Raw genomic sequence first — 24,118 nt, forward strand, 5'->3', positions numbered from 1 at the left:
CGGATTCTGGCGGCCGCAGCCCCGCTGGGGTTTTGCGCCAGCACCGGGTGGCACGCGCTTCGTCGCGTGGCGACGCACGATCAGTTGTGTTTCGCGTTGATCAGTTCACGCAAGACATCGCACAAGACGCTCGCGAGGCGAGGGAAATAGCCGATCAAGAAAATCTGGAATTCATCCGATGCCCACCGTGACGCCCGACCCAGACCCGCGCCCGGACTCCGGGAACCTTGCTTGCCTCGGCAACGCCGCGGTGTCCGGTTCGCGGGCGCCGGGAGGACGCCGTGTGATGGGCAGCTTCAAGCGCCTGCTGGTACGCAGTCTGGCGGTCGGTCTGACCGGCTGCGCCAGCGTGCCCGGGCCGAGCACCGGCGGCATCACGACGACGCCGGCGCTGGAGATCGGCGGCCGCGCCTATGCCGCCGAATGGGCGTTGCCGGTCGGCGAGCCGCAGGCGCTGCTGGTGCTGGAGCACGGCTTCACGCGCAGCTGCGCCAACCTGCGCGAGACCACGCGCCGCATCGCCCGCGAAGGCCTGGCCACGCTGTGCATCGACGCCGACATGGCGCACGGCAACCCGGATCTCGCGGACGCGATGGCCAAGGCACTGCTCGGCACGATGACGCTGCCCGACGGTCGGCCGCTGCCCCGGCGCATCGTCGTCGGCGGCCATTCGGCGGGAGCCGCCTTCGCGGCGCGCCTGGGCTGGCGGCTCGATGCTGCGGCACCCGAGCGCCTGGCCGGTGCGCTGCTGCTCGACCCGGTGCCGGTCGAGGGCTTTGCCGATCAGCTGCGTGCCGTCTCGCAGGGCGGTCAACGCCCGGTGCTGGCCATCGCCGCGGCGCCCAGCGGCTGCAATGCCGAGCAGGTGGCGATGCCGGTGCTGCGCCAGCTGCGCGACGAAGCCGCAGCTGCCGGCCACGACAGCGTCACCGACGTGCGCATGGGCGCCGGCTCGACACACGTCGACGCCGAAGGCGAAGACAGTGACTGGGTCGGCCGTACCTTCTGCGGCACACCGCAGAAGGTCAACGTCGAACGGGTGCGCACGCTGGCCGCCAGCTGGTCGGCCGAGCTGGCAGCCGGCCGCATGCCCAGACCGCAGACGCTGGCCACCGCGGCCGAGCGTCCCTGAGGCCTCCGCAACTCCCCGAACGCCGGCGATTCGCCGGCTTTTTTTTTGCCCAGTCGGGAGATCGCGCCGCGGCCCCCGCTGCAGCTCCCGCGCGCCGCGCTGTTATCCAGTATTGGTCTTATTTTTCTACGTGGTAGTCGTAGTAGAGGCCGCCCGGCCTGTGCACAAGTCCGAAACTGCTTTATGGATCAAGGGCTTGCACCGCCTTCAACACTGTGGGCCGACCCCGGGACGAGTTCTACCGCGTTTCTGGACAACCTGGCGGCAGGCCGTTCGGCTGTGGACAACCCGGGGCTTACGCGAAAGTCGTCCCCAGACTTGTCCCCATTGTGGGCGTCGTTGTGGATAAGCTGTGTTCAAGCCGGCTCTGCCGGCGCCGTTTCAGCCGCGGCGGCCGAACAGTCCGGCCAGCCAGCGCTTGAAGACCGTCCACAGCAGGCCCAGCGCGTTCAGTTCACGCGGCGGCGGTGGTGCAGCGGGAGGCGGCAGGGGCGCTTCGGTCGGGTCGCCCGCGGCGTCGGGCGTGGCCTGGGCGGCCGGGGGTGTCTGGGCCGCTTGCAGCGCTGCGGCGGCCTGGCCGAAGTTGGCGACGAACTGCGCCAGCATCGCGTCGGACACCGGCACCAGCAGCCGACTGCCGAACTGCGCCAGCTTGCCGGAGACCGAGACGGTGGCTTCGCCGACCAGCGTCGAGCTGCCGGCGCTGTCGCCGGGCTCCAGCCGGGCGCTGAGCTTCATCGACGCCGCGGAGCCGGCCTTGTCGGCGCCCTTGCCGACCATCTGCAGCTGGTGTTCGCCGGCGTCGAGCGCCAGCACCTCGACCTCGCCGGCGAAGTTCATCATCGCCGGGCCGACCTTGGTCTTGACCAGGCCCTTGTAGTGCGTGTCGTCGACCTGTTCGGTGATCGAGGCGCCGGGCAGGCAGGCTGCGGTGGCGCGCACGTCGGAGAGCACGGCCCAGGCGGCGTCGAGGCCGACCGGCAGCGCATAGCGCTTGTCGAGTCTGAATTCCATCGCGGCGGGGCGGTGCCGCGTGCCGCCGGGAGCGTCGCGGCGTCCGGTAGTGGGTCAGCCCATCCTAGCGGGGACCCGGCCGCGCGGCTCTCAGGTCGATTGCTGACCTTATCAGGCTTTTCCCGTGGGGGCGAGCCTTGATGCCACGGGGTGCTCGGACACCTTGCGCGGCCGGGTGCGAGGTTCAGAATGGGTTCGTCGAAGAGGAGTACGAACGATGAAAGCGCAAGTCCAGACCCCCGCCCGGTTCGTGGCCCCGAAGCTCGAGGAGGACCTGCCGCTGGACGCCTCGCCGCCGGGCGACGGCGAGATCATCGAACGGCCCGACGGCTGGTACTGGCTGGCCGCCACCGGGCGCCAGGAGTTCGGCCCCTACGCCACCGAGGACGAGGCTTTGCAGGCGATGGAAGCGGCCTGCGACGGCGAGATCGAACCCGGCGAGACCCTCCTCGAAGCCGAGCAGGAGCTCGGCATCGCCGACTGGCTGGATCCTGACACCGGCGAGCCCGCCGAAGGCGTGCACACCCGGCTCGAGGACCACTGAGAGGCGTCTAGAAACCTGCGCCCGGCTGGGCCAGGTACTCCTGTTCGGCGGCCGTGCTCGTGCGGCCGAGCACCGCGTTGCGGTGCGGGAAGCGGCCGAAACGCCGGATCACGTCACGATGGCGCTCGGCATAGTCGAGAGCGTCGGCCAGGCGCCCGTCTTCGGCCGCCAGCGCGCCGAAGAGCCGCACCGACTCGTCCTGCAGCGCCAGGCTCTCGGCGTGTTCGAAGGGCAGGTAGGCGAACCAGCGTTCGATCGTCGTCAGCGCCCGGTCGGCGCCGCTGGCCACCAGGCCCTGGGCCAGCGCCAAGGCGCGCGCGTCGCCGGCGAAGGCCCGCGGCTGGCCGCGGAAGATGTTGCGCGTGAACTGGTCGAGCAGCAGGATCTCGGCCAGCGGCACCGCCGCCCAGGCGGGCGGCAGCGTGCCGTCGATCGCCGCCTCGACCTCGGCGCCGAAACGCTCGGCGACCAGGCGGTCGAAGGCTTCGCTCTTGCGGAACCAGTCGGCCCGCAGCGCTTGCGGCGGCGGGCCGAACCAGAACCCGAGCGTGTCGGCCGGGGTGCTTATTTCGCCCCCGCCTTGAAGGCCGTGAAGATGCGCGTCTGCACGCGGCGGATGTCCTGCGGCACGGCGTCCGGCGAGGTCAGCTTCTTCATGTCTTCGGGCGACAGGAAGACCGTCGGGTTGCTCGCCACTTCCTTCTTGACGAACTTCTTCGAGGCCGCGTTCGGGTTGGCGTAGAAGACCTTGTTCGTCAGCGCCGCGTGCACCTCGGGGCGCAGGATGTAGTTGATGAACAGGTGCGCGTTCTTCGGGTGCTCGGCGTCCTTCGGGATGGCCATCGAGTCGAAGAACATCGTCGCGCCGCTCGGCGGGACCAGCACCTGGATCTCGACGCCGGTCTTGCTGTCGATCGCACGCTGGCGCGAGATGTTCATGTCGCCGGCGTAGCCCATCACCAGGCACAGCGAGCCGTTGGCCATCTCGTCGATGTAGCCCGACGACGAGAAGCGCGTGATGTAGGGGCGCGCCTTGGCTAGCACGTCACGGGCGGCGTCGTAGTCCTTGGCGTTCTTGCTGTAGGGCGGCTTGCCGGCGTAGATCATCGCCACCGGCATCACCTCGGACGCCGAGTCCAGCATGCTGACGCCGCAGCCCTTGAGCTTGCTGGCGTACTCGGGCTTGAACAGCAGGTCCCAGGCGTTGGCCGGCATCGGCGTCGAGCCCAGCGCGGCCTTGACCTTCTTGACGTTGATGCCGACGGTCACGTAGCCCCACAGCCAGTCGACGAGGTACTGGTTGCCCGGGTCGACCTTCGCCATCTGCTCGAGCACCGCCGGGTCGAGGTTCTTCCAGTTCGGCAGCAGCGACTTGTCGAGCTTCTGGAACAGGCCCCCTTCGATCTGCGCCTTCGCGAAGTGCGCGCCGGGCACGACGATGTCGTAGCCGGTCTTCCCGGCGACGAGCTTGGCGTGCAGGATCTCGTTGCTGTCGAAGATGTCGTACCGGACCTTGATGCCGGTTTCCTTCTCGAAGTTCTTGAGCGTGTCTTCGGCGATGTACTCGGCCCAGTTGTAGATGTTCAGGACCTTGGGCTCGGTGTTCTGCGCGCCCGCGGCGAAAGCCACGGTGGCGGCGCCGACGGCGAGCAGCGAACGCAGGACACGGGAAGTGCGGGACATGAGGGCTTTCCTTCGGGGCGGGTGAGGGCCAGACGGGAACAGATCAACCCGGATTTTGGCCGACCGCCGGCTCGCGTCTCTTGAACATCGCCCAACCTTCCATGGACATCACCGCTTCGTCGCGCTGGTTGAACACGGTCCAGGTCGAGCGCACCAGGCCGACGGTCGGCCGGCTGCCCATCGGCCGCGCCTCGGTGACCTCCATGCGCACCTTCAGCGTGTCGCCGGGGTAGACCGGCTTGGTCCAGCGCAGGTTCTCCAGCCCGGGAGAACCGAGGCTGGCGGCGTCGAGCAGGTACTCGTCGCACATCATGCGCATCGTCATCGCCGCGGTGTGCCAGCCGCTGGCGCACAAGCCCTTGAACAGCGAGTGCTTGGCGGCCTCCTCGTCGACGTGGAAGGGCTGCGGGTCGAACTGGCGCGCGAACTCGACGATCGCTTCGCGCGTGACGGTGGTGGCGCCGAACTCGCGCACGGTGCCGGCGGGGAAGTCTTCCCAGTGATAACGCTTGTCCATGCGGGGCAGGATAGCGGCCGCGCGGCGACAATGCCGCCGCTTTCGACTCACCCCTGTCTCCCATGACGCAACTGATCCTGGGCCTCGTGCTGTTCCTGGGCGCGCATTCGGTGCGCATCTACGGCGATGACTGGCGCACCCGCATGCGCGCCCGGCTGGGCGAGAACGGCTTCAAGGGCCTGTACTCGGTACTGTCGCTGCTGGGCCTGGTGCTGATCGTGCGCGGCTACGGCGACGCGCGGCTGGACCCGGTGGCGCTGTGGACGCCGATGCTCTGGACGCGCCACCTGGCGGCCCTGCTGGTGCTGGTGGCCTTCGTGCTGAACTTCGCCGCCTACGTGCCGGGCAACCAGATCAAGGCCAGGCTGCACCACCCGATGATCCTCGGCGTCAAGGTCTGGGCCTTCGCCCACCTGCTGGCCAACCACACGCTGGCCGACCTCGTGCTGTTCGGCAGCTTCCTGGTGTGGGCGGTGCTGGACTACCGCGCCGCGCGCCAGCGCGACGCGCGCGCCGGCACGGTCTACGCGCCGGGCCGGCTGTCGATGACGCTGGTGACGGTGGCCGTCGGCGTCGCCGGCTGGGCGGTGTTCGCGTTCTGGCTGCACGGCTGGCTGTTTGGCGTGCGGCCGTTCGGCTGAGCCGTCTTCCGGAGGTGGTGAGCGGTTGTGAGGAATTCACCACCCGTTCGGGGGGCCGGACGCCCCGAAGCGATGAAACCGGACTTCCGGGTGATGGCGGCCGGCGCGCCGTCGCGTCACGATGCGGGCGTACGAATCGCTTGAGGGGGCGACGATGTCCACGGTCTTTTTTCCCCGCCGCCGCGGCCGGTCGGCGGACCTGCCGGTCTCGATGGGCGAGGTCGGCGCGCGCGGCACGGCGGCGCCGGCCTGCGGTTGGTACGAGTCCAGCCTGGAGCTGATGCAGGGCCTGGCGGTGACCGAACACGCCGGCCTCGACGAGCTCTTCCCGGCCGACTTCGCCGAGCCGGCCGCCGCGCCGGCACGCCCGGGCGCCAGCGGCGGCTGACGTTTCGTCGCCGCCGCCTGCGCTTCGTCGGCCTGCGGCGCCGGTCGTCGCAAGCCGCTCGCGGCGCACCGGGCCGCTGCCTACAGTGGACTCCATCGCAGCACGTCACCCCGAAGGAGCCCACGATGACCACCCGCTTCGCCCCCCGCCTGATCGCGCTGGCCAGCGCGGCTTTCTTCACCGTCGTGATGCTCTCGGGCATCGACTCGCTGGCCGCCGGTGACGGTGCCTCGGCCTACATCGCGCAAAGCGCCGCGGCCGCCGCCCGCGCCTGATCGCCCCTCCCGCTTCGACGCCCGGCCCCGGCCGGGCGTTCGTCTTTCCGGGGCGATCTCCGCGTTCGTGCGGAGCGACAGTGGCCGGCGCTTTGCTTAGCCTGGGCTCCACCCCGTCAAGGAGCCCCGTCCATGCCCCAGATCGTGCGCCCGCTCGCCGTCCTCGCCCTGGCCTTCGCCGCGTCGGCCGCTTCCGCCCAGTCCACGCTCGACAAGGTCAAGGCCAGCGGCGTGATCGGCGTCGCCTACCGCGAGTCCTCGATCCCGTTCTCCTACCTCGACGACAAGGCCCAGCCGGTCGGCTTCGGCTACGAGATCTGCGGCCGCGTCGTCGACGAGGTGAAGAAGGTCACCGGCCGCTCCGACCTGAAGGTCAACCTGCAGTCGGTGACCAGCGCCAACCGCATTCCGCTGCTGGTCAACGGCACGATCGACATCGAGTGCGGCTCGACGACGAACAACAGCGACCGCGCCAAGCAGGTGGCGTTCGCGATCAACTACTTCTATACCGGCACACGCTTCCTGGTGCGCTCCGACTCGGGCATCAAGTCGCTGGCCGACCTGCACGGCAAGGTGCTGGTGTCGACGACCGGCACGACCAACTTCCGCATCCTGCGCACGCTGATCAGCGAGAACAAGCTGCCGATCGAGCTGATCGGCGCCAAGGACCACGCCGAAGCCGCGCTGCTGGTGCAAAGCGGCCGCGCCGCGGCCTTCGGCATGGACGACATCCTGCTCTACGGCCTGCGCGCGAGCTCGGCCAACCCGTCGGAGCTGGCGGTGGTCGGCGAAGCGATCCAGGTCGAGCCCTACGCGATCATGGTCCGCAAGGACGACCCGGCGTTCAAGCAGCTGGTCGACGGCGTGCTCGCCGGGCTGATGAAGAGCGGCGAGTTCGAGAAGCTCTACCGCAAGTGGTTCCTGTCGCCGATCCCGCCCAAGGGCATCGTGCTCAACGCACCGATGGGCAAGGAGCTGCAGGACAACCTGAAGGCGCTGTCGGACAAGCCTGCCACCTGAACGACTGAGGCGCGAGTACCACGGCGTCACCGCCGTTCGCATCGCGGCAACGCGGCTGGGCGATGATGTCGCCCTGGCCGGCCGCGGCGCCGGCGCTCAGGAGAACTCGATGCAGCAGATCAACCGCCGGCGCTGGCTGTCGCTGGCGCTGTCCTCGCCGGTGGTGCTCGCCGGTTGCGGCGGCGGGACCGATACGACCAAGGCCCATGTCCGGTTCATCAACGCCAGTTCCTACGACGCGCTGACGCTCGAAGTCGACGGCGACGACCTGTTCAAGGCCATCGCCTACGGTGCCGAGACCAAGTACAAGGACGTCGACCCGAGCGACTGCGATTCGACGATCTCGCGCAGCAGCTCGGCCACCGCGCTGATCTCGACCTTCACGCCGGACCTGTCGGACGACAAGTACTACACCCTCCTCGCCTGGGGCCCGGTGGGCAAGCTCGGCTGGCAGCTGATCGACGAGAACACCTCGGACCCGAAGGACGACAAGACCAAGGTGCGGGTCTTCAACGGCGCCACCGACGCCGGCGAGCTGGACGTCTACATCACCGCCGCGGACGACACGCTGGCCGATTCGGTGGCGATGCAGGCCAGCGCGGCGGTCGGCACGCTCAACGACTTCAACACCATCGACTCCGGCACCTGGCGCGTGCGTGTCACCGCCGCCGGCAGCAAGACCGACGTGCGGCTGGACGTCTCGGGCGTGGTCTTCGGCGGCGGCACCGTCTACACGCTGACGCTGGCCGCGGCCTCCAGCGGCGTGCTCGTCAACGGCATGCTGCTGCGCGAGGAGAAGAGCGTGTTGACGCGTGTCGACGTCACCGATGCGCGCGTGCGCATCGCCGGCGCCGCCGCGGCCAACGCGACGGTCAGCGCCACGGTCGACGGCACCGAACTGCTGTCGTCCGGCTCGCCGGTGGTCAGCGACTACGCGCTCGTCGACGTCGGCACGCCGACCGTCACCGCGGCCATCGGCACCACCGACGTCAGCAGCACCGTGCCGGCGCAGGCGCTGAGCGCCGGGGTCGACTACACGCTGGTCGTCTACGGCAGCGCGGCCGCGCCGGTGGCGGTCTGGGTGGTGGACGACAACACGCTGTCGACCAGCAGCAGCAAGGCCAAGATCCGGCTGATCAACGCGGTCAGCGACCTCGGCTCGACGCTGTCGCTGAAGCTCGGCTCGTCGCAGCTCGTCTCGGGCGTCGCGGTGGGCGCGGCCTCGTCCTACGCCGAGGTCTCGGCGACGACCAGCGGCACGCTGACCGTCACCTCGCCGGCGCTCAGCGGTTCTGTGCTGACGCTGACCGATCAGATCATCGAGGCCGGCAAGGTCTACACGGTGCTCGTCGGCGGCGCCAGCGGCGCGGCGGCCGGCGATCTGGTGGAGGACCACTGATGAAACGCGTGCTGCTGGGCGCGGCGGCCGTGCTCGCCGCGGCGGCGGCCGCCGCCGAGCCGGTGGGCGAGGTCGACACGGTCTTCAAGCTGATCGGCCCGGACCACAAGATCGTCGTCGACGCCTACGACGACCCCGGCGTCAAGGGCGTGACCTGCTACGTCTCGCGCGCCAAGACCGGCGGCATCAAGGGCGGGCTGGGGCTGGCCGAGGACAAGTCGGACGCCTCGATCGCCTGCCGCCAGACCGGGCCGATCTCGTTTCCGAAGCCGCTGCCGCAGCAGGAAGACATGTTCAGCGAACGCATCTCGCTGGTCTTCAAGCGGCTGCACGTGGTGCGCATGGTCGACGCCGGGCGCAACACGCTGGTCTACCTGACCTATTCCGACCGCGTCATCGAAGGCTCGCCGCAGAACGCGGTGACCGCGGTGCCGGTCGACCGCACGACGCCGATCCCGCTCAAGCGCTGAGCGGGCGCGGCGTCGCGCCGCGCGTCTGCGCTCAGGCCAGGCGGCCGGCGCGGAAGTCTTCGACGGCCTCGAAGATCTCGCGGTTGCTGTTCATCACGAACGGCCCGTACTGCGCGATCGGCTCGCCCAGCGGCCGGCCGGCGACGAGCAGCAGCCGCGCGCCCGCCGTGCCCCCGGTGACGACGACGCCGTCGCCGCGGTTGGCGAGGATCGCCATCGGCCCCGGCTCCAGCTTGCGGCCGCCGAGTTCGACGCTGCCGTGCACGACGACGACGAAGGCGTTGTGCGCCACCGGCAGCGGCTGCTCGAAACGTGCGCCGGGCGCGAGTTCCAGGTCGACGATCAGCGGCTCGGTCGTCTCGCGTTCGACGGCGCCGGCGACGCCGTGCGTGCGGCCGGCGACGACGCGTGCGCGCACGCCTTCGGCCCGCCATTCGGGCACCTGTTCGGCCTCGATGTCGCGGTACCAGGGCTCGCGCATCTTCTCGCGCGCCGGCAGGTTCAGCCAGAGCTGGAAGCCGTCCATGCGGCCGTCCTGCTGCTCGGGCATCTCGCTGTGCACCAGGCCGCGGCCGGCGGTCATCCACTGCACGCCGCCGGGGCCGACACGGCCTTCGTGGCCGGCGCTGTCGCGGTGGCGCATGCGGCCTTCGACCATCACCGTGACGGTCTCGAAACCGCGGTGCGGGTGGTCGGGGAAACCGGCGATGTAGTCCTCGGCGCGGTCGGTCGCGAAGCGGTCGAGCATCAGGAAGGGGTCGAGCCGGCGTTGCAGCTCGTGCGTCAGCAGGCGCACGAGCTTGACGCCGGCGCCGTCCTGCGTCGGCTGGCCGGCGACGAGGCGTTCGATGCTGCGCGGGTCAAGCAGGGTGAGGGTGCTGTCCATGTCGCCCAATGTAGGAAGGAGACGGCGTTCCGGGGTTCAGTGGCTCTGTATGCAGCGTTCGCGCCGGGTTACCGGCACTCACACGGAACGGGGCTTGCCCGGGTGAACACCCGAGCCACCCACGACCAGAATGCGCCGGACCCCACCGGTCGCAGGAGAGCGCCGAATGCCCGACGCGATTTCCGAGCTTGCCGCCCGTTTCCGCGCGGTGCGCGCCCACAGCGAGGCGCTGGCCGCGCCGCTGTCGCCCGAAGACCAGCAGCTGCAGGCCATGCCCGACGCCAGCCCGACGAAGTGGCATCTGGCGCACACCGCCTGGTTCTTCGAAGCCGTGGTGCTGGCGCCGCACGCGCCGGGCTTCCGCCCCTACGACGAACGCTGGGCGCGGCTGTTCAACTCCTATTACGAGAGCCTGGGCCCGCGCCACCCGCGGCCGCAGCGCGGGATGCTGTCGCGGCCCTCGCTCGACGAGGTGCTGGCCTGGCGGCGGGTCGTCGACGCCGGCGTGGCCGCCTTCATCGCCGAGGCCGACGCCGACACGCGCGCCGCGGCCTTCCCGTTGATCGAACTGGGCCTGCATCACGAGCAGCAGCACCAGGAGCTGATGCAGACCGACATCCTCGCCGCGCTGGCGCTGAACCCGCTGGCGCCGGCGGCCTGTCCCGGCGAGCCGTCACCGTGGCCGGCCGGCGTCGACGGCTGGCTGGGCTTCGACGGCGGCGAAGCCGAGATCGGCCACGCCGGCGCCGGCTTCGCCTTCGACAACGAGACGCCGCGCCACCGCGTTCGCCTGGAGGCGTACGAGATCGCGCGGCGGCTGGTGACGAACGCCGAGTACCAGCGTTTCGTCGACGACGGCGGCTACCGGCGTGCGGCGCTGTGGCTGTCCGACGGCTGGGCGGCGGTGCAATCGCAGGGCTGGACCGGTCCGCTGTACTGGCGCGACGACGGCAGCGAGTTCACGCCGCACGGCCCGCGCCCGCGCGCGCCGCAGGCGCCGGTGCGCCATCTGTCGTTCTACGAAGCCGCGGCCTATGCCGAATGGGCCGGCGCCCGGCTCCCGACCGAAGCCGAGTGGGAGCACGCGGCGAGCTCGGCCTCGCCGCCTTCGCAGTGTTTCGGCGCGCTGTGGCAATGGACACGTTCGTCCTACGAGCCGTATCCGCGCTACCGGCCCTGGGCCGGCGCGGTCGGCGAGTACAACGGCAAGTTCATGGTCGGCCAGATCGTGCTGCGCGGCAGCTCGTTCGCGACGCCGCCCGGCCATGCGCGGGCCAGTTACCGCAACTTCTTTCCGCCCGGGGCGCGCTGGCAGTTCAGCGGGCTGCGGCTGGCGCGCGACGCATGAGACCTCAGGACTTGTCCGGGGCTCATTCCCGCCTGGCGGGATCGGCCGCAGGCCGGAGGGTGCTCCAGTGAACTTCCACGAAGACTTCGTCGCCGGGCTGCGCGAACGCCGCATCGCGCCCAAGTGGTTCTACGACGCCGAGGGCTCGCGCCTGTTCGAGCGCATCTGCGAACTGCCCGAGTACTACCCGACACGCACCGAGCTCGCGCTGCTCGACCGCCACGCCGACGAGTTCGCGGCGCGCATCGGGCCGGGCGCCGAGATCGTCGAGTTCGGTGCCGGGGCCAGCGTCAAGGTGCGGCTGCTGCTGCAGGCGCTCGAGGCGCCGCGGCGCTTCGTGCCGGTCGACATCTCCGGCGAGCACCTGGCCGAAGCGGCCGCGGCGCTGCGCGCCGACTTTCCCGGGCTGGCCGTCGAGCCGCTGGCGGCGGACTTCACCGCGTCGCTCGCGCTGCCGCCGCCCGTCGGCCGGCGCATCGGCTTCTTCCCGGGCAGTTCGATCGGCAACTTCGAGCCCGACGAGGCCTGCGCGCTGCTGGCGCGGTTCCGCCGCTGGCTGGACGGCGGCGCGCTCTTGATCGGCGTCGACCTGATCAAGGAGCCGGCGCTGCTGCACGCCGCCTACAACGACGCCCGGGGCGTGACCGCGGCCTTCAATCGCAACCTGCTGGCGCGTGCCAACCGAGAACTGGGTGCGGACTTCGATCTTTCCGCCTGGGCGCACGCGGCGTTCTACCATCCGCCTTTGCGCCGCATCGAGATGCATCTGGTCAGCCGCCGCCGCCAGGCGGTGTGTGTCGCCGGCGAAGTCTTCGAGTTCGACGAGGGCGACAGCCTGCACACCGAGAACTCGTACAAGTACAGCGTCGACGGCTTCCGGGCCCTCGCGCGGCGCGCCGGCTTCGAGCCGGGCCCGGTCTGGACCGACGCGGCGAGGCGTTTCTCGCTGCACTGGCTGGAGCCGGCCGGCGGCGTCAGCGAGAGGACATCGGGATGAAAGCGATCTGGAAAGGCACCGTCGTCGCCGAGAGCGACGACACGGTCATCGTCGAAGGCAACCACTACTTCCCCGCCGAGGCGGTGAAGCCGCAGTACCTGCTGCCGAGCAACACGCGCACGATGTGCTCGTGGAAGGGCGAGGCGCGTTATCACACGCTGTTCGTCGACGGCGACGCCAACCCCGACGCCGCCTGGTACTACCCGGCGCCGAAGGAAGCCGCGGCCAACATCCAGGGCCGCATCGCGTTCTGGAAGGGCGTCCAGGTCGTCGAGTGAGCGCCGAGTGAGCCCGGCGCTGGGCGCCGTGCACCGGCGCCGCCTGCGCGAGATCTGGCGCTCGGCCGGCTGGCCCTGCCGCGACGCCATCGAGATCGACCTGCTGGCCGCCGGGCTGCTGCAGCGGCGCTGGGATGACGCCGGCCGCGAGACCCTGGTCGTCAGCGACGCCGGCATCACGCTGCTGGCGGCGACGCTGACGCGCAACCGCGCCGCCTTCGACGCCCACGAAGCCCTGGTCGCGCGGGTCGCGCGCGAGATGCAGCGCGCCGGGCGCATCGTCTGGCGCGGCCTGGCGCTGCGTGCGCCGCTGGCCGGCGACGACGGCGGCACGCGCTGGGCGACGGCTATGCCCGACGTCTTCTCGATCCGCCACACGACGGTCGAGGACTACGCCGAGCCGGTGGTGCACGAGATCAAGGTGCGGCGCGCCGACCTGCTGGCCGACCTGCGCCGCCCCGACAAGGGCGCCGCCTACCGCGCGCTGGCCAGCCAGTGCTGGTACGTCTTCAGCGAAGGCATCGCCACGCCCGACGAGGTGCCCGAGCCTTATGGCGTGATGCTGGCCTGCGCCGACGGCCGGCTGGAGGTGGCACGCGCCGCACCGCGCCGTGCGGCGCGCGTGCCGTTTTCGGTCTGGATGGCGCTGGCGCGCGCCAACGCCGAGCCGCCCGACGAAGACGATGGCCAGGCTGGCCTGGCCGACGCCGACCCCGCGGGCTGACAAAAAAAAGGGCCGGCTGATGCCGGCCCGACGGACGAAGAGGTCGTCGCTGTGTGTCAGACGGTCTGGGCACGGCGGCGCTTGGCGCCGACGATGCCGGCGAGCGCCAGGCCGGCGAGCGCCAGCGTGCCGGGTTCGGGGACGCTGCCGCCACCACCGCCGCCGGACTGGGTGGTGCCGGTGAAGGACAGCAGCTTGAAGTAGTCGTTGCCGGCGGCAAGCTTGCTGCCGCCGTACGCGTTGTCGTCGCCGCTGCCGGAGACACCGCCGAAGTAGCTGCTGATCAGCCACCAGCTCGAATAGCCGCCGCCGTTGAAGCTCCACGAGTAGCTCGGGTCGACGTCGGCGCTGGAAACCAGCTGCCAGCCCTGGGTGGTCGACGAGGACACCAGATTGCTGGTGTTGTAGTTCGCCATCGTCGGCGCGCCGGTGCCGACCCAGCGCAGCACCGAGATGTCGGCGTCGGTCTGATACCAGCCGATCGACAGCGCGCTGAGCATCGTCGCCGTCGTGAAGTTCAGCATCACGAGCTCGGTCTTGCCATTGTTGTCGATGGCGTGCTGCGGGCTCTGGGTGGTCTCGTTGGTATAGGCGACACCGATGCCGTTGGTGCCCCACTCGGTCATCGAGGCCTTGGCGAAGTTCTCGCCGCTGCCGGCCGCGTAGGCGGTGACGGTGACCGACTTGCCGCCGGAGGTGCAGGTGGCGAGCTGCGTGGTGCCGCTGTTCGGAGTGCAGGAGTCGAGCAGGCTCCACGTGCTCTGCGCCGAGGCCGCACCGGCGAAACCGAGGCCGGTCACCATCAAGGCCGAGGCCGTCACGCGTTTCATGTTCGTTTTCATCGAATGCCCTTCGAGTTCACCGGCAGCGCCCCTGTGCCGCGCCTCGCATCCTATGCAAAGGTCGCGCCAGCCCGGAATTTTCAGCTGGATCAAGCACTTGCGCCGCATCCTCGCAGAACTGGCGGGGGAATGTAAGAACTTGCGACACCTGGGTGGCCCCTCACTTGAGGGTCTGCAGCAGTGCCTGGGCCTCCTTGGCCTCGGCGAAGTTCTGGCTGCGCAGCGCGGCCTGCAGCTCGTCGCGGGCCTCGGCGTTGCGACCGGCGCGCGCCAGCACCGTGGCGAGGTAGTAGCGCGTCGACGCGTTGCCCGGGTCGCGCAGCCGCGCATCGCGCAGGCGCTGCAAGGCCTTGTCGGTCTGGCCAGCCTGGAAGGCCGCCCAGCCGGCGGTGCCGACGATGTGCGGCACGCCGGGCTTGAGCGCCAGCGCGCGCTCGGCCGATTCCAGCGCGCCGGCGTCCTTCTGGCGCAGCTGCACCTGGGCGAGGTTGTTCCAGACTTCGGCGTCGGCGGGCGTCAGCTTCAGCAGCGCCTGGTAGGCGTCGCGCGCCGCGGCCCACTGGCCCTGGCGGGCATAACCGTCGGCCAGCACGCGGCGCACGACGGTGTCGCGCGGGTGCGAGGCCACCCACTGTTCGGTGAGCTTCTGCGCCGCTGCCGGGTCCTGTGCCGCCGTCGCGCGCACCAGGCGCAGCAGCGTGTCGGTGCCGGGCTGCAGGCGGTGCGCGTTGCGGTAGGCCTCGATGGCCGCCGCGGTCTGCCCGCGCGCCGCGGCCACGTCGCCCACCAGCGACGGGCCGACCGCGAGCTTGGGGTTCTGCGTGGCGATGGTGCGCGCGCGCTTGTCGGCCGAGGCCAGCTCGCCGAGGCGGATCTCGGCGTCGACCATCAAGGCCTGCAGCGGCAGCGAGTTCGGCCGTTCGCCCAGCGCCTTGTTCAGCGTGTGCTGCGCGCCTTGCGGATGGTTGGCCTTCAGCTGCAGCAATGCGATGCGTGCCAGCGCGCCGACGTCGTGGTCGGCCAGCGCCGAGGCGCGGTTCAGCCCGGTGCGCGCGCCGGCGACGTCGTCGTTGGCCAGCGAGATGCGCGCCAGCGCGATCAGCACCGGCACCGCCTCGGGCGCGCGGTTGGACAGGCGCTTGCCGGCCTCGCGTGCGGCTTCGGGCTGGTCCTGGCGCAGCAGGAAGTCGACGAGTTCCAGCGCCGGGTCGATGACGTTCGGCCCGGCGAGGTCGTCGGCTTTCTCGTACCAGCGCCGCGCCTCGTCGATCCGGCCGCGGCGTTCGGCCAGGTGGGCGACCTCCAGCGTCGGCTCCAGCGCCTTGTCGTCCTTGGCCAGCGCCTGCTGCAGGCGCTGCTGCGCGGCGTCGAGCTTGCCGGCGTCGGCGTCCAGGCGGGCGAGCTGCACCTGCGGTGAGACGAATCCCGGGTCGAGGGCCAGCGCCTGCTCGAAAGCCTGGCGCGCGCCGGCGGTGTCGCCGCTGCGCGCCTTGGCGCTGCCGAGCAGGTTCAGCAGCCCCGCCTGCTTCGGATGCGACTGCAGCAGCGTCTGCAGGACCTGGATCGCGCGTTTGTTGTCGCCGGCCTGCAGCCGGATCTGGGCCAGCGCGGTGCCGGCGGCGAGCTGCTTGGGGTCGGCCTTGAACGAGGCTTCCAGCGCCTCGATGGCGTCGGGGATGCGGCCGCCGACGGCCAGGCTGAGGCCCAGCACGCCGCGCATCGGCGCCGATTCCTGCGTGCGCAGCGCCTGCTCGGCGATCGCCGCGGCGCGCGCATGGCGGCCCTGGGCCATCTGCGCGGCGGCCAGCAGCAGCGAGGCCTGGGTGTCCTTCGGATTGCGGCGCAGGTAGCCGTCGAGCGACTCGATCGCCTTGTCCAGGCTGTTCTGCGAGATCTGGATCTGCGCGACGAGCTTGGCCGCGCCGCTGCCGGGCTGCGAGCGCTGCACCGCCTCGAGATAGGGCAGGGCCTTCTCGCGTTCGTTGAGCCCGTAGTGCGCCAGGCCGCCGAGCATCAGCAGCTGCGGCCGGTAGCGCAGGTATTCCATCGGCACCGGGTCGAGCAGGCCGACGACGTCGCGCAGCGCGGCGCGGGTCTCGGCCGGGCGGCCGGCCTTCTCGGCCAGCAGCGCCTGCAGGTAGGCGCCGCGCGGGTCGTCGGGCGCGACCTGGCGCAGCTTGGTGACGTCGCGCTGGGCGTCGGCGTCGCGCTTCAGGTCCAGCAGCAGCCCGGCACGCGAGACCAGAGAGTCGACGTGGCCGGCATCGATAGCCAGCGCACGCCCGTAGGCTTCGAGCGCCGCCGGGCCCTGGCCGCGGGCATGGGCGACGCTGCCGCGCAGGTACTGCGCCTGGGCCGATCCCGGGGCCAGCGCCAGCGCCTTGTCGGCGGCCGCCTGGGCCTCGGCCGGCTGGGCCATGCGCAGGCGGACCGAGACCTCGGCCATCCAGGGTGCGGCGTCGCGCGGCGCCAGCGAACGCGCCTCGTCGAGCATCTGCAGCGCGCTGCGCGCATCGCCGGTGTCGGCGGCGGCGTTGGCACGGGCCACCGTCAGCGCCGCGCGCAACTCGGTCGGCAGGCCGGCGGGCGAGAAGCGTGCGTCTTCGAGCAGCGCGCCGGGCTTGCCCTGGTCGACCAGTGCGGCCGCCAGCGGCAGCACGACCTCGGCCCGGTTCACGCCCAGCCGCAGCGCTTCCTCGAAGGCGACCTGCGCGCCGACCGCGTCGCCGCTGGCCAGCAGCGCCTTGCCGAGCAGCACGTGCACCGACAGCTGGCTCTTGTCGAGCTTCAGCGCGTTCTTCAGCTGCACGACGGCGCCGGCGTAGTCCTGCTTCTCGTAGCGCGAGAGCGCGTCTTCGTAGTAGCGCGAGGTCTTGACGTCGGCGGCCTGGGCGGCGAGTGCGGCGGCCAGCGTGGCGGCGAGCGCGAGCCGGCGCATCGGGAAGGAGGCGTTACGAATGTTCACCACCGGATCGTAGAAGACCCCGGCCATCGCCGGCACCCCGCGCGTGGGGCAGCGTGACTTCGTTCATCGGCGCGGCCTGCCGGACGCGGTTTTCCCCCGCGTTCCGGGGAGGCGCCGCGGCCGGCCCACAATCGGCGTTCCGCTTGTCGCCCTTGCCGCCATGAAGCTCCGCCTCGCCGCCTGCTGTCTTGCCGTCTGCCTCGCCTGGGGAACCGCCGCCGCGGCGCCCGGCTTGCCGTCGAAGAACGTCGCCTGGGTGGCGGCCGCCGCCGACGCCGACGTCGACCGCGCCTTCGCCCGCGCCCGCGCCGAGAACAAGCCGGTGCTGCTGTACTGGGGCGCGACCTGGTGCCCGCCGTGCAACCAGCTGAAGGCGACGCTGTTCAACCGCCAGGACTTCGCGCTGCAGGCGCGCGAGTTCGTCGCCGTGCACGTCGACGGCGACCGGCCCGGGGCGCAGAAGCTGGGCCAGCGTTTCGGCGTCAGCGCCTATCCGACGATGGTGCTGTTCTCGCCCGACGCGCGCGAGATCACGCGCCTGCCCGGCGAGGCCGAGCCCGAGCAGGTGCTGGCGCTGCTGCAGCAGGCGCTGGCCGCCGGCCGGCCGGTGAAGGCGCTGGTCGCCGACGCCACCGCCGGGCGGCCGCTGTCGGCCAACGAATGGCGCGCGCTGGCCTTCTACGCCTGGGACGTCGACGACGGCCGCGTCGTCGCGCCGGCCGAACGTGCCGCGCTGCTGGCCAAGCTGGCCGCCGCGGCGCCAGCGGCCGACGACGAGACCGCCACCCGGCTGTGGCTGAAGGCGCTGGTCGCCGACGAAGGCCAGGGCCGCGTCAAGGCCGACGCCGCGCTGCGCGAGCGTGTGCGCCGCGTCGCCGCCGACCCGGCGCTGGCACGTCGCCATGCCGACGTCTTCGCCGGCAGCGCCGCCGACCTGGTGCGCGCGCTGGCCGAGGGCGCGCCGGACAAGTCGCCGCTGGTGCCGGTGTTCGACGGCGCGCTGCAGCGCCTGGCCGCCGATGCGACGCTGTCGCGCGCCGACCGGCTCGGCGCGCTCGGCTCGCGGGTCGAGCTGGCGCGCCTGGGTTCGCCCGAGCAGGCCGTCAAGGTCGAGCTGCCGGCGGCGCTGCGCCAGGCGGTGCGCGAGCAGGTCGCACGCGACGACCGCGAGATCAGCGACGGCTACGAGCGCCAGGCGGTGATCACCGGCGGCGCCTACGTGCTGGCGCGCGCCGGGCTCTGGGACGAGAGCGACGCGCTGCTCAAGGCCAACCTGGCGAAGAGCCATTCGCCCTACTACCTGATGAGCCAGCTCGGCGGCAACGCGCGCAAGCTCGGCCGCAACGACGAGGCGCTGGGCTGGTACCGCCAGGCCTTCGAGAAGAGCGAAGGCCCGGCGACGCGGCTGCAGTGGGGCGGCGGTTACCTCGCCGCGCTGGTCGACCTGGCGCCCAACGACGGCGCGCGCATCGAGAGCACCGCGGCGACGCTGATCGACGAAGCCGGCCGCGATGCCGGCGCCTTCCAGGGCCGCAGCGTGCGTTCGCTGCAGCGTGTCGGCTCCAAGCTCGTCGCGTGGAACGACGGCGGCCGCCACGCCGCGGCGATGAAGCGCCTGCAGGCCCGGCTGGACGGCGTCTGCCGCAAGGCGCCGGCCGCCGACGGCGCACGCGACACCTGCCGGGCGCTGCTCAAGCCCCGGACCACCGGCTGACGCGGGGCTTTGTTAACCTCGCGCCCCATGCCGCGCGCCCTCCTCGACGACGAGCACCTGCACCCCGCGATCCGCGAACGCGTCGCGGCCCACCACGCCGACCTGATCGACGAAGTGCGCCGGGCGGTCGCCGCCCACGCCGTCGTCGTCGTCGGCATGGGCTGGAACCCGTTCCCGCGCAAGGCGCGGCGCCTGCTCGATGCGGCCGGCATCGCCCACCACGACCTGGACTACGGCCACTACCTCAGCCAGTGGCGGCGGCGCAATGCGCTGAAGATGTGGACCGGCTGGCCGACCTTCCCGATGGTCTTCGTGCGCGGCGTGCTCGTCGGCGGCTACGACGACCTGAAACGCCTGCACGACAGCGGCGAACTGCGCCGGATGCTGGCGTGAGCGGGCGCTCGCTGCGGCGCCTGGCGGCCCTGGCCGCCATCGTCCTGGCCGGTCCCGCCGCGGCCGCCACGCAAGCCTGCCGCCTGCCCGGCGTCGAACACGAGGCCCGCTGCGGCGTGGTGCAGCGGGCGCTGGACCCGGCGCGACCGAACGGGCCCACTGTCGAGGTCCATTACGCGGTGCTGCCGGCGGTCGCGCGCCGGCCCAAGGCCGATCCGGTGCTGTTCCTCGCCGGTGGCCCGGGGCAGGGCGCGATCGACATCGCCGGCGGCGTGCAGCGCCTGCTGGGGCGCCTGGGCAGCCGGCGCGACATCGTGATCGTCGACCTGCGCGGCACCGGCCGCAGTTCGCCGCTGCAGTGCAGCGACGACGACCCGATGGCGCCGCTGGCCGCCGGTGCCGACCCTGCGCGGCGCCTGGCGGCGCTGAAGAGCTGCCGCGAACGGCTGCAGAAGCTGCCTTACGGCGACCTGCGTTTCTTCACGACGACGCTGGCCGTGCAGGACGTCGACGCGGTGCGGCGCGCCGTCGGCGCCGAACGCATCGACCTCGTCGGCGTGTCCTACGGCACGCGCGCGGCGCTGGAGTACCAGCGCCAGTTCCCGCAAGCCGTGCGCCGGCTGGTGCTCGACGGCGTCGCGCCGCCGGACATGGTGCTGCCGGCAGCGGTGTCGGTCGACGCCCAGACGGCGCTGGACGGCCTGCTCGACGCCTGCGAGCTCGACGCCGCCTGCCGCGCGCGCTTCCCGGCGCTGCGCGCCACCTGGACCTCGCTGCTGGCTTCGCTGCCGCGCCAGGCCGAGGTCACGCACCCGTTCACCGGCCGGCGCGAGACGCTGACCGTGTCGCGCGATCTGCTGACCGGCCTCGTGCGCCAGGCGCTGTACCTGCCGGCCTGGACCTCGGCGCTGCCGGCGGCGATCGCCGACGCCGCGGCCGGACGGTTCGACGGCCTGTTCGCGCTGGCCGCCAGCGGCATCGACCCGGGCGGCAAGGGCATCGCCCAGGGCCTGCACTTCTCGGTGATCTGCGCCGAGGACGCGCCGCGTGCCGCCAGCGGCGAAGCGCCTGGGCGCGACTTCGGCAACGCCTTCGCCGACGAGTACGCCGCGGTCTGCCGCGACTGGCCGCGTGGCGAGGTGCCGTCGGCCTTCTACCGCGTCATGCGCAGCCCGGTGCCGGCGCTGCTGCTGTCCGGCGGTCTGGACCCGGTGACGCCGCCGCGCCACGGCGCGCACGTCGCCGCGGCGCTGGGCCCGCTGGCGCGCCACGTCGTCGTGCCGGGCTCCGGCCACGGTGTGCTGTCGGTCGGCTGCATGCGCGACGCGCTGTTCCGTTTCATCGACGCCGAGACCGAGGCCGATGCGCTGGCGGTCGACTTCGGCTGCGCCGCGAAGTTGCCGCGGCCGGCCGTCTTCGTGCCGCCGGGAGGATCACGATGATCGAGGTGCGCGGGCTGCGCAAACGTTTCGTGCAGGGCCGCGGCCGTGCCGCGCGCACGGTGCAGGCGGTCGACGGCGTCGAGTTCCGCGCCGACGACGGCCGCATCACCGGGCTGCTGGGCCCCAACGGCGCCGGCAAGACGACGACGCTGCGCATCCTGTCCGGGCTGATCCCGGCCGACGAGGGCGCCGCCGAGGTCGACGGCATCGACGTCGCGACGCGCACGCTCGAAGCCCAGTCGCGGCTGGGCGTGCTCGGCGACTCGCGCGGCCTGTACCCGCGGCTGACGGCGCGCGAGAACATCGCCTATTACGGCCGGCTGCACGGCCTGGATGCGGCCGCGGCCGATGCCCGCGCCGAGACGCTGGCCGCGCTGCTGGAGATGAAGCCGCTGCTGGACCGCCGCACCGACGGCTTCAGCCAGGGCGAGCGCATGAAGACCGCGCTGGCCCGCGCGCTGGTGCACGACCCGGCGAACATCGTGCTCGACGAACCGACCAACGGGCTGGACGTGCTGGCGACGCGCGCGCTGCGCGACACGCTGCGCCGGCTGCGCGACGAGACCGGCAAGTGCATCGTCTTCTCGACGCACGTGATGCAGGAAGTCGAACGCCTGTGCGACCGCGTCGTCGTCGTCGCGCACGGGCGTGTCGTCGCCGACGGCAGCGTGGCCGAGCTGCGCGAGCGCGCTGGCACGCCCGACTTCGAGGAAGCCTTCGTGCGCCTGGCCTTCGGTGACGAGGCGGAGGCGGCACGATGAGCGCGCTGCTGAAGTCCACCTGGACGGTGTTCCGCAAGGAGCTGCTCGACGCGCTGCGCGACCGGCGCACGCTGCTCACCGTGCTGCTGAGCTCGGTGGTGATGGGGCCGGTGGTGCTGGTGCTGCTGTCGGTGCTGGTGTCGTCGATGGAAGAGCGCGCCGAGGCGCGCGAGCTGCTGGTGCGCAACATCGCCGCGGCGCCGACGCTGCGCAACTACGTCGAGCGCCAGGCCTGGACGCTGAGCGAGGCACCGGCCGACTACGAGGCCCGGCTGCGCGCGCGCACGCTGGGCGACCCGGTGCTCGTGGTGCCGGCGGATTTCGAGCAGATGCTGGCGCGCGGCGAGCCGGCGGTGCTGGAGCTGGTGGCCGACAGCGCGAACACACGTGCCGCGGCCGGCTCCCGGCGCGTCGAGCGGTTGGTCGAAGGTTTCGTGCGCGAGCAGGCTTCGCTGCGGCTGGCGCTGCGCGGCGTCGCGCCGCAGATCGTGCAGGTGGCGCGCGTCGAGGACCGTGATCTCGCCGACCCGGCGGCGCGTGCGGCGCAGCTGCTGGGCATGCTGCCGTTCTTCGTGCTGATGGCCGTGGTCTACGGCGCGCTGAACGCGGCGCTGGACACGACGGCCGGCGAACGCGAGCGCGGCTCGCTCGAGCCGCTGCTGTGCAACCCGGCGTCGCGCTGGGCGCTGGTGCTGGGCAAATGGGGCGCGGTGGCCGCGGTCGGCATCGCGATCGCGGTGCTCAGCGCGGCGAGTTTCCTGCCCGGCCAATGGCTGCTGCGCAACGACGCGCTGGCGGCGCTGTTCCGCTACGGCGCCTACGAAGCCGGCGCCTTCGTCGTGCTGCTGCTGCCGCTGGCGGCGGCGGTGGCGGCGGTGCTGATGGCGGTGGCCATCCGCTGCCGCAGCTTCAAGGAAGCGCAGGCGAACTCGACGGTCGTCGTGCTCGCCGTGTCGCTGGCGCCGCTGGTCTCGCTGTTCAACCAGGAAGGCGACGCACCCTGGTTCACCTGGGTGCCGGCGCTGGGCCAGGTGACGCTGATGAACCGCGTGCTGCGTGGTGAGACGCTGGACGCGGTGGCGCTGCTGTCGCCGGTGCTGGTCTGCGCCGTGCTCAGCGCCGTGGCGCTGGCCTACGTGGCGCGCACGCTGCGCAGCGCGGCGCTGAAGTGATCAGCGCTTCACCGGGCAGCTGCTGAAGCCGATCAGCGGGTACAGCGGGCAGAAGCCGATGGCGCCGGTGAGCAGCGGCACGACGCCGATCCAGCCCCAGACGCCGATGAAACCGGCGAGCGTCATGGCGATCAGCGCCAGGCCGAGCACGATGCGGAGAATGCGGTCGATGCCGCCGACGTTGGCTTTCATGGGAACCTCCTGACGGGTCAACGGCGGGGATGCCGTGCCGGGAAGTGTGCGAATTCTGGGCTGCCGGCGTCGGTGACCGCGGTCACACGGGGCGGGGCGTGTCGCCCGAGGCCAGAGCGCGCAGCGCGGCGCTGTCGAGCACGTCGATGCGCTCGCGGCCGACGGCGATCCAGCCCTGGCGCTCGAAACGTTTGAGCAGACGGCTGACGATCTCGCGCACCGTGCCCAGCTCGTCGGCCAGGCTCTGGTGCGTGGCGCGCAGCACCGCGCCGCGGCCCAGCAGCGCGGCGGCCAGGCGCTGGTCCAGGCGCTGGAAGGCCACGGCCTCGGCCAGCGCCATCAGGTCGGCCAGGCGGTCGGCGAAGATGCCGAAGACGTACTGGCGGAACGGCGCATGCGCGCACCAGCGCTCGAAGCCGGCGGGGTTCAGCAGCACCAGCTCGCTGTCTTCGGCGGCGACGCCGTGAGCGCTCATCGCCGCGTGGCCGAACAGGCAGGACGCCGAGACGACGCACAACTCGCCCGGCGTCACGCGGTACAGCTCCAGCGAGCGCCCGCCCGGCGAGCCGCGGGCGACGCGCACCGCGCCGCCCAGCACCATCGGGAAGCCGCCGCAGGGCGCGCCTTCGTCGAACAGCAGCATGCCGGCCGGGGCCTTCAGGGACATCGCGTCGCGCGCGAGCACGGCCTTGGCTTCGCCCTCGGGCAGCGCGGCGAGCATCGGGTAGTGCGCGAGCAGGCGCTCGTGCAGCGTGGGGTCGGCAGCGGAGCTCACTTCGGGGCGGTCGTGGTTTCGAGGTAGCCCAGCCAGACCAGCGCCTGTTCGCGCGAGTCGCCGCACATCTCTTCCGAGGGTTCCAGCCCGCCGCAGACGGCCGGGCGTTCGGGCCGGCCGAAGAGGCGGCAGCGGTCGGCCTCGTCGAGCTGGATGCAGCGCACCCCGGCGGGTTTGCCGTCGGGCATGCCGGGGATCGCGCTGCTGATCGATGGCGCGATGCAGCAGGCGGCACAGCGTTCGCGGCAGGGCAGGGGCATGGGGCGCATGCTATCGCGGTGATGCCGACATCCGATTCCGGCCGGACCCTGGCACCGAGAAAATGCGAGTCATTCTCAACTGGAGCCGCCCATGGCCAAGTCCGCAGCCTTCGGCGTGATGCACGTCGGCATTTCGTTCACGATCGGTTATGCGCTGACCGGCAACGTCGCTGTCGCCGGCGCGATGACGCTGATCGAGCCGGTGGCCAACACGATCGCGCACTACTTCTTCGATCGCTGGTGGGATCGCCGCTACGAGGCGGCCCGGGTGACCGTGCCCTCGTAA

28 protein-coding genes are annotated in these 24,118 nt (G+C 71.8%); 18 read left to right on the forward strand and 10 right to left on the reverse strand.

Features of this window, described 5'->3' with window-relative positions; all coding sequences use genetic code 11:
- Positions 1-286 precede the first annotated feature (286 nt).
- Positions 287-1,132 (forward strand): alpha/beta hydrolase, encoded by an 846-nt coding sequence (locus RGE_RS00135; RefSeq protein WP_014426266.1) that lies wholly within the window; start codon positions 287-289, stop codon positions 1,130-1,132.
- 381 nt (positions 1,133-1,513) lie between these two features.
- Here the strand turns inward: RGE_RS00135 and RGE_RS00140 are convergent, their stop codons facing one another.
- Positions 1,514-2,146 (reverse strand): CoxG family protein, encoded by a 633-nt coding sequence (locus tag RGE_RS00140; protein ID WP_014426267.1) that lies wholly within the window; start codon positions 2,144-2,146, stop codon positions 1,514-1,516.
- A gap of 217 nt (positions 2,147-2,363) precedes the next feature.
- Here RGE_RS00140 and RGE_RS00145 point away from each other — a divergent pair, with 217 nt between their 5' ends.
- A complete protein-coding gene (locus RGE_RS00145) occupies positions 2,364-2,690 on the forward strand; it encodes a hypothetical protein (protein ID WP_173391622.1) in 327 nt (108 codons plus the stop codon).
- 7 nt (positions 2,691-2,697) lie between these two features.
- Here RGE_RS00145 and RGE_RS00150 read toward each other — a convergent pair whose 3' ends face one another.
- Genes RGE_RS00150 through RGE_RS00160 form a run of 3 tightly spaced genes read right to left on the reverse strand, consistent with a single transcriptional unit; the run spans position 2,698 to position 4,890 of the window.
- Positions 2,698-3,258 carry a DUF924 family protein gene (locus RGE_RS00150; protein WP_043784420.1) on the reverse strand — a complete coding sequence of 187 codons (561 nt, stop codon included), beginning with the start codon at positions 3,256-3,258 and terminating at the stop codon, positions 2,698-2,700.
- The gene (locus RGE_RS00155) at positions 3,255-4,373 is read right to left on the reverse strand and encodes a polyamine ABC transporter substrate-binding protein (protein ID WP_014426270.1); all 1,119 of its coding nucleotides are present in this window, start codon (positions 4,371-4,373) and stop codon (positions 3,255-3,257) included. The genes RGE_RS00150 and RGE_RS00155 overlap by 4 nt, the downstream gene beginning before the upstream one ends.
- A gap of 43 nt (positions 4,374-4,416) precedes the next feature.
- Positions 4,417-4,890: a MaoC family dehydratase gene (locus RGE_RS00160; protein WP_014426271.1), complete on the reverse strand. Its 474-nt coding sequence runs from the start codon at positions 4,888-4,890 to the stop codon at positions 4,417-4,419.
- 62 nt (positions 4,891-4,952) lie between these two features.
- Here RGE_RS00160 and RGE_RS00165 point away from each other — a divergent pair, with 62 nt between their 5' ends.
- From RGE_RS00165 to RGE_RS00185, 6 genes are all read left to right on the forward strand, one after another.
- The gene (locus tag RGE_RS00165; protein ID WP_014426272.1) at positions 4,953-5,531 is read left to right on the forward strand and encodes an NnrU family protein; all 579 of its coding nucleotides are present in this window, start codon (positions 4,953-4,955) and stop codon (positions 5,529-5,531) included.
- A 154-nt stretch (positions 5,532-5,685) separates the two neighbouring features.
- Positions 5,686-5,919, forward strand: a complete 234-nt coding sequence (locus RGE_RS00170; RefSeq protein ID WP_148280089.1) for a hypothetical protein — start codon at positions 5,686-5,688, stop codon at positions 5,917-5,919.
- A 125-nt stretch (positions 5,920-6,044) separates the two neighbouring features.
- A complete protein-coding gene (locus tag RGE_RS24365) occupies positions 6,045-6,194 on the forward strand; it encodes a hypothetical protein (protein WP_014426274.1) in 150 nt (49 codons plus the stop codon).
- Positions 6,195-6,326: 132 nt separating this feature from the next.
- Complete coding sequence (locus RGE_RS00175; protein WP_014426275.1) at positions 6,327-7,214, forward strand: amino acid ABC transporter substrate-binding protein; 888 nt, start codon at positions 6,327-6,329, stop codon at positions 7,212-7,214.
- A gap of 109 nt (positions 7,215-7,323) precedes the next feature.
- Positions 7,324-8,613, forward strand: a complete 1,290-nt coding sequence (locus tag RGE_RS00180) for a DUF4397 domain-containing protein (RefSeq protein ID WP_014426276.1) — start codon at positions 7,324-7,326, stop codon at positions 8,611-8,613.
- Complete coding sequence (locus RGE_RS00185; RefSeq protein ID WP_014426277.1) at positions 8,613-9,083, forward strand: CreA family protein; 471 nt, start codon at positions 8,613-8,615, stop codon at positions 9,081-9,083. The genes RGE_RS00180 and RGE_RS00185 overlap by 1 nt, the downstream gene beginning before the upstream one ends.
- A 31-nt stretch (positions 9,084-9,114) precedes the next feature.
- Here RGE_RS00185 and RGE_RS00190 read toward each other — a convergent pair whose 3' ends face one another.
- Positions 9,115-9,969 carry a pirin family protein gene (locus RGE_RS00190; protein ID WP_014426278.1) on the reverse strand — a complete coding sequence of 285 codons (855 nt, stop codon included), beginning with the start codon at positions 9,967-9,969 and terminating at the stop codon, positions 9,115-9,117.
- Positions 9,970-10,135: 166 nt separating this feature from the next.
- Here RGE_RS00190 and egtB point away from each other — a divergent pair, with 166 nt between their 5' ends.
- From egtB to RGE_RS00210, 4 genes are all read left to right on the forward strand, one after another.
- The gene (gene egtB / locus RGE_RS00195; RefSeq protein WP_014426279.1) at positions 10,136-11,317 is read left to right on the forward strand and encodes an ergothioneine biosynthesis protein EgtB; all 1,182 of its coding nucleotides are present in this window, start codon (positions 10,136-10,138) and stop codon (positions 11,315-11,317) included.
- Positions 11,318-11,384: 67 nt separating this feature from the next.
- Positions 11,385-12,314 carry an L-histidine N(alpha)-methyltransferase gene (gene egtD, locus RGE_RS00200; RefSeq protein WP_014426280.1) on the forward strand — a complete coding sequence of 310 codons (930 nt, stop codon included), beginning with the start codon at positions 11,385-11,387 and terminating at the stop codon, positions 12,312-12,314.
- A complete protein-coding gene (locus RGE_RS00205) occupies positions 12,311-12,592 on the forward strand; it encodes a DUF427 domain-containing protein (RefSeq protein ID WP_009856013.1) in 282 nt (93 codons plus the stop codon). The genes egtD and RGE_RS00205 overlap by 4 nt, the downstream gene beginning before the upstream one ends.
- 7 nt (positions 12,593-12,599) lie before the next feature.
- On the forward strand, positions 12,600-13,316 hold the full coding sequence (locus RGE_RS00210) for a hypothetical protein (RefSeq protein WP_014426281.1): 717 nt from the start codon (positions 12,600-12,602) through the stop codon (positions 13,314-13,316).
- 56 nt (positions 13,317-13,372) lie between these two features.
- Here the strand turns inward: RGE_RS00210 and xdp1 are convergent, their stop codons facing one another.
- Positions 13,373-14,146 (reverse strand): exosortase-dependent surface protein XDP1, encoded by a 774-nt coding sequence (gene xdp1 / locus RGE_RS00215; RefSeq protein ID WP_014426282.1) that lies wholly within the window; start codon positions 14,144-14,146, stop codon positions 13,373-13,375.
- Positions 14,147-14,318: 172 nt separating this feature from the next.
- On the reverse strand, positions 14,319-17,123 hold the full coding sequence (gene prsT, locus RGE_RS00220; protein ID WP_232504970.1) for an XrtA/PEP-CTERM system TPR-repeat protein PrsT: 2,805 nt from the start codon (positions 17,121-17,123) through the stop codon (positions 14,319-14,321).
- 160 nt (positions 17,124-17,283) lie between these two features.
- Between prsT and RGE_RS00225 the strand changes: the two genes are divergently transcribed.
- Genes RGE_RS00225 through RGE_RS00245 form a run of 5 tightly spaced genes read left to right on the forward strand, consistent with a single transcriptional unit; the run spans position 17,284 to position 22,605 of the window.
- Entirely contained in the window at positions 17,284-18,837 is a 1,554-nt protein-coding gene (locus tag RGE_RS00225) for a thioredoxin family protein (RefSeq protein ID WP_014426284.1), read from the forward strand.
- A gap of 27 nt (positions 18,838-18,864) precedes the next feature.
- A complete protein-coding gene (locus tag RGE_RS00230; protein WP_014426285.1) occupies positions 18,865-19,230 on the forward strand; it encodes a glutaredoxin in 366 nt (121 codons plus the stop codon).
- A complete protein-coding gene (locus RGE_RS00235; RefSeq protein ID WP_014426286.1) occupies positions 19,227-20,672 on the forward strand; it encodes an alpha/beta fold hydrolase in 1,446 nt (481 codons plus the stop codon). Before RGE_RS00230 ends, RGE_RS00235 begins: the two co-directional genes overlap by 4 nt.
- Positions 20,669-21,433 (forward strand): ABC transporter ATP-binding protein, encoded by a 765-nt coding sequence (locus tag RGE_RS00240; protein WP_014426287.1) that lies wholly within the window; start codon positions 20,669-20,671, stop codon positions 21,431-21,433. The genes RGE_RS00235 and RGE_RS00240 overlap by 4 nt, the downstream gene beginning before the upstream one ends.
- On the forward strand, positions 21,430-22,605 hold the full coding sequence (locus tag RGE_RS00245) for an ABC transporter permease (RefSeq protein ID WP_014426288.1): 1,176 nt from the start codon (positions 21,430-21,432) through the stop codon (positions 22,603-22,605). The genes RGE_RS00240 and RGE_RS00245 overlap by 4 nt, the downstream gene beginning before the upstream one ends.
- Here the strand turns inward: RGE_RS00245 and RGE_RS00250 are convergent, their stop codons facing one another.
- The 3 genes from RGE_RS00250 to RGE_RS00260 all read right to left on the reverse strand — a co-directional run bounded on the left by RGE_RS00250 (position 22,606) and on the right by RGE_RS00260 (position 23,832).
- Positions 22,606-22,797: a YgaP family membrane protein gene (locus RGE_RS00250; protein WP_014426289.1), complete on the reverse strand. Its 192-nt coding sequence runs from the start codon at positions 22,795-22,797 to the stop codon at positions 22,606-22,608. It lies immediately after the preceding gene.
- Positions 22,798-22,879: 82 nt separating this feature from the next.
- Positions 22,880-23,572 (reverse strand): Crp/Fnr family transcriptional regulator, encoded by a 693-nt coding sequence (locus RGE_RS00255; protein WP_014426290.1) that lies wholly within the window; start codon positions 23,570-23,572, stop codon positions 22,880-22,882.
- Positions 23,569-23,832: a YkgJ family cysteine cluster protein gene (locus RGE_RS00260; RefSeq protein ID WP_014426291.1), complete on the reverse strand. Its 264-nt coding sequence runs from the start codon at positions 23,830-23,832 to the stop codon at positions 23,569-23,571. Before RGE_RS00260 ends, RGE_RS00255 begins: the two co-directional genes overlap by 4 nt.
- Positions 23,833-23,923: 91 nt before the next feature.
- Between RGE_RS00260 and RGE_RS00265 the strand changes: the two genes are divergently transcribed.
- On the forward strand, positions 23,924-24,118 hold the full coding sequence (locus tag RGE_RS00265; RefSeq protein WP_014426292.1) for a DUF2061 domain-containing protein: 195 nt from the start codon (positions 23,924-23,926) through the stop codon (positions 24,116-24,118).

Origin of the sequence: Rubrivivax gelatinosus IL144 (genome assembly GCF_000284255.1) — a bacterium.
Taxonomy (GTDB): domain Bacteria; phylum Pseudomonadota; class Gammaproteobacteria; order Burkholderiales; family Burkholderiaceae_C; genus Rubrivivax; species Rubrivivax gelatinosus_A.

Bases quoted from the DNA above. Each gene is read 5' to 3' on its own strand.
- RGE_RS24365 (WP_014426274.1), top strand. From the start codon at position 6,045: ATGACCACCCGCTTCGCCCCCCGCCTGATCGCGCTGGCCAGCGCGGCT.
- RGE_RS00225 (WP_014426284.1), top strand. From the start codon at position 17,284: ATGAAGCTCCGCCTCGCCGCCTGCTGTCTTGCCGTCTGCCTCGCCTGG.
- RGE_RS00190 (WP_014426278.1), bottom strand. From the start codon at position 9,969: ATGGACAGCACCCTCACCCTGCTTGACCCGCGCAGCATCGAACGCCTC.
- RGE_RS00185 (WP_014426277.1), top strand. From the start codon at position 8,613: ATGAAACGCGTGCTGCTGGGCGCGGCGGCCGTGCTCGCCGCGGCGGCG.
- RGE_RS00240 (WP_014426287.1), top strand. From the start codon at position 20,669: ATGATCGAGGTGCGCGGGCTGCGCAAACGTTTCGTGCAGGGCCGCGGC.
- RGE_RS00180 (WP_014426276.1), top strand. From the start codon at position 7,324: ATGCAGCAGATCAACCGCCGGCGCTGGCTGTCGCTGGCGCTGTCCTCG.
- RGE_RS00170 (WP_148280089.1), top strand. From the start codon at position 5,686: ATGTCCACGGTCTTTTTTCCCCGCCGCCGCGGCCGGTCGGCGGACCTG.
- RGE_RS00160 (WP_014426271.1), bottom strand. From the start codon at position 4,890: ATGGACAAGCGTTATCACTGGGAAGACTTCCCCGCCGGCACCGTGCGC.
- RGE_RS00205 (WP_009856013.1), top strand. From the start codon at position 12,311: ATGAAAGCGATCTGGAAAGGCACCGTCGTCGCCGAGAGCGACGACACG.
- RGE_RS00230 (WP_014426285.1), top strand. From the start codon at position 18,865: ATGCCGCGCGCCCTCCTCGACGACGAGCACCTGCACCCCGCGATCCGC.
- RGE_RS00250 (WP_014426289.1), bottom strand. From the start codon at position 22,797: ATGAAAGCCAACGTCGGCGGCATCGACCGCATTCTCCGCATCGTGCTC.
- RGE_RS00145 (WP_173391622.1), top strand. From the start codon at position 2,364: ATGAAAGCGCAAGTCCAGACCCCCGCCCGGTTCGTGGCCCCGAAGCTC.
- xdp1 (WP_014426282.1), bottom strand. From the start codon at position 14,146: ATGAAACGCGTGACGGCCTCGGCCTTGATGGTGACCGGCCTCGGTTTC.
- RGE_RS00265 (WP_014426292.1), top strand. From the start codon at position 23,924: ATGGCCAAGTCCGCAGCCTTCGGCGTGATGCACGTCGGCATTTCGTTC.
- RGE_RS00245 (WP_014426288.1), top strand. From the start codon at position 21,430: ATGAGCGCGCTGCTGAAGTCCACCTGGACGGTGTTCCGCAAGGAGCTG.
- egtB (WP_014426279.1), top strand. From the start codon at position 10,136: ATGCCCGACGCGATTTCCGAGCTTGCCGCCCGTTTCCGCGCGGTGCGC.
- RGE_RS00260 (WP_014426291.1), bottom strand. From the start codon at position 23,832: ATGCCCCTGCCCTGCCGCGAACGCTGTGCCGCCTGCTGCATCGCGCCA.
- RGE_RS00140 (WP_014426267.1), bottom strand. From the start codon at position 2,146: ATGGAATTCAGACTCGACAAGCGCTATGCGCTGCCGGTCGGCCTCGAC.
- RGE_RS00175 (WP_014426275.1), top strand. From the start codon at position 6,327: ATGCCCCAGATCGTGCGCCCGCTCGCCGTCCTCGCCCTGGCCTTCGCC.
- RGE_RS00155 (WP_014426270.1), bottom strand. From the start codon at position 4,373: ATGTCCCGCACTTCCCGTGTCCTGCGTTCGCTGCTCGCCGTCGGCGCC.
- RGE_RS00135 (WP_014426266.1), top strand. From the start codon at position 287: ATGGGCAGCTTCAAGCGCCTGCTGGTACGCAGTCTGGCGGTCGGTCTG.
- RGE_RS00165 (WP_014426272.1), top strand. From the start codon at position 4,953: ATGACGCAACTGATCCTGGGCCTCGTGCTGTTCCTGGGCGCGCATTCG.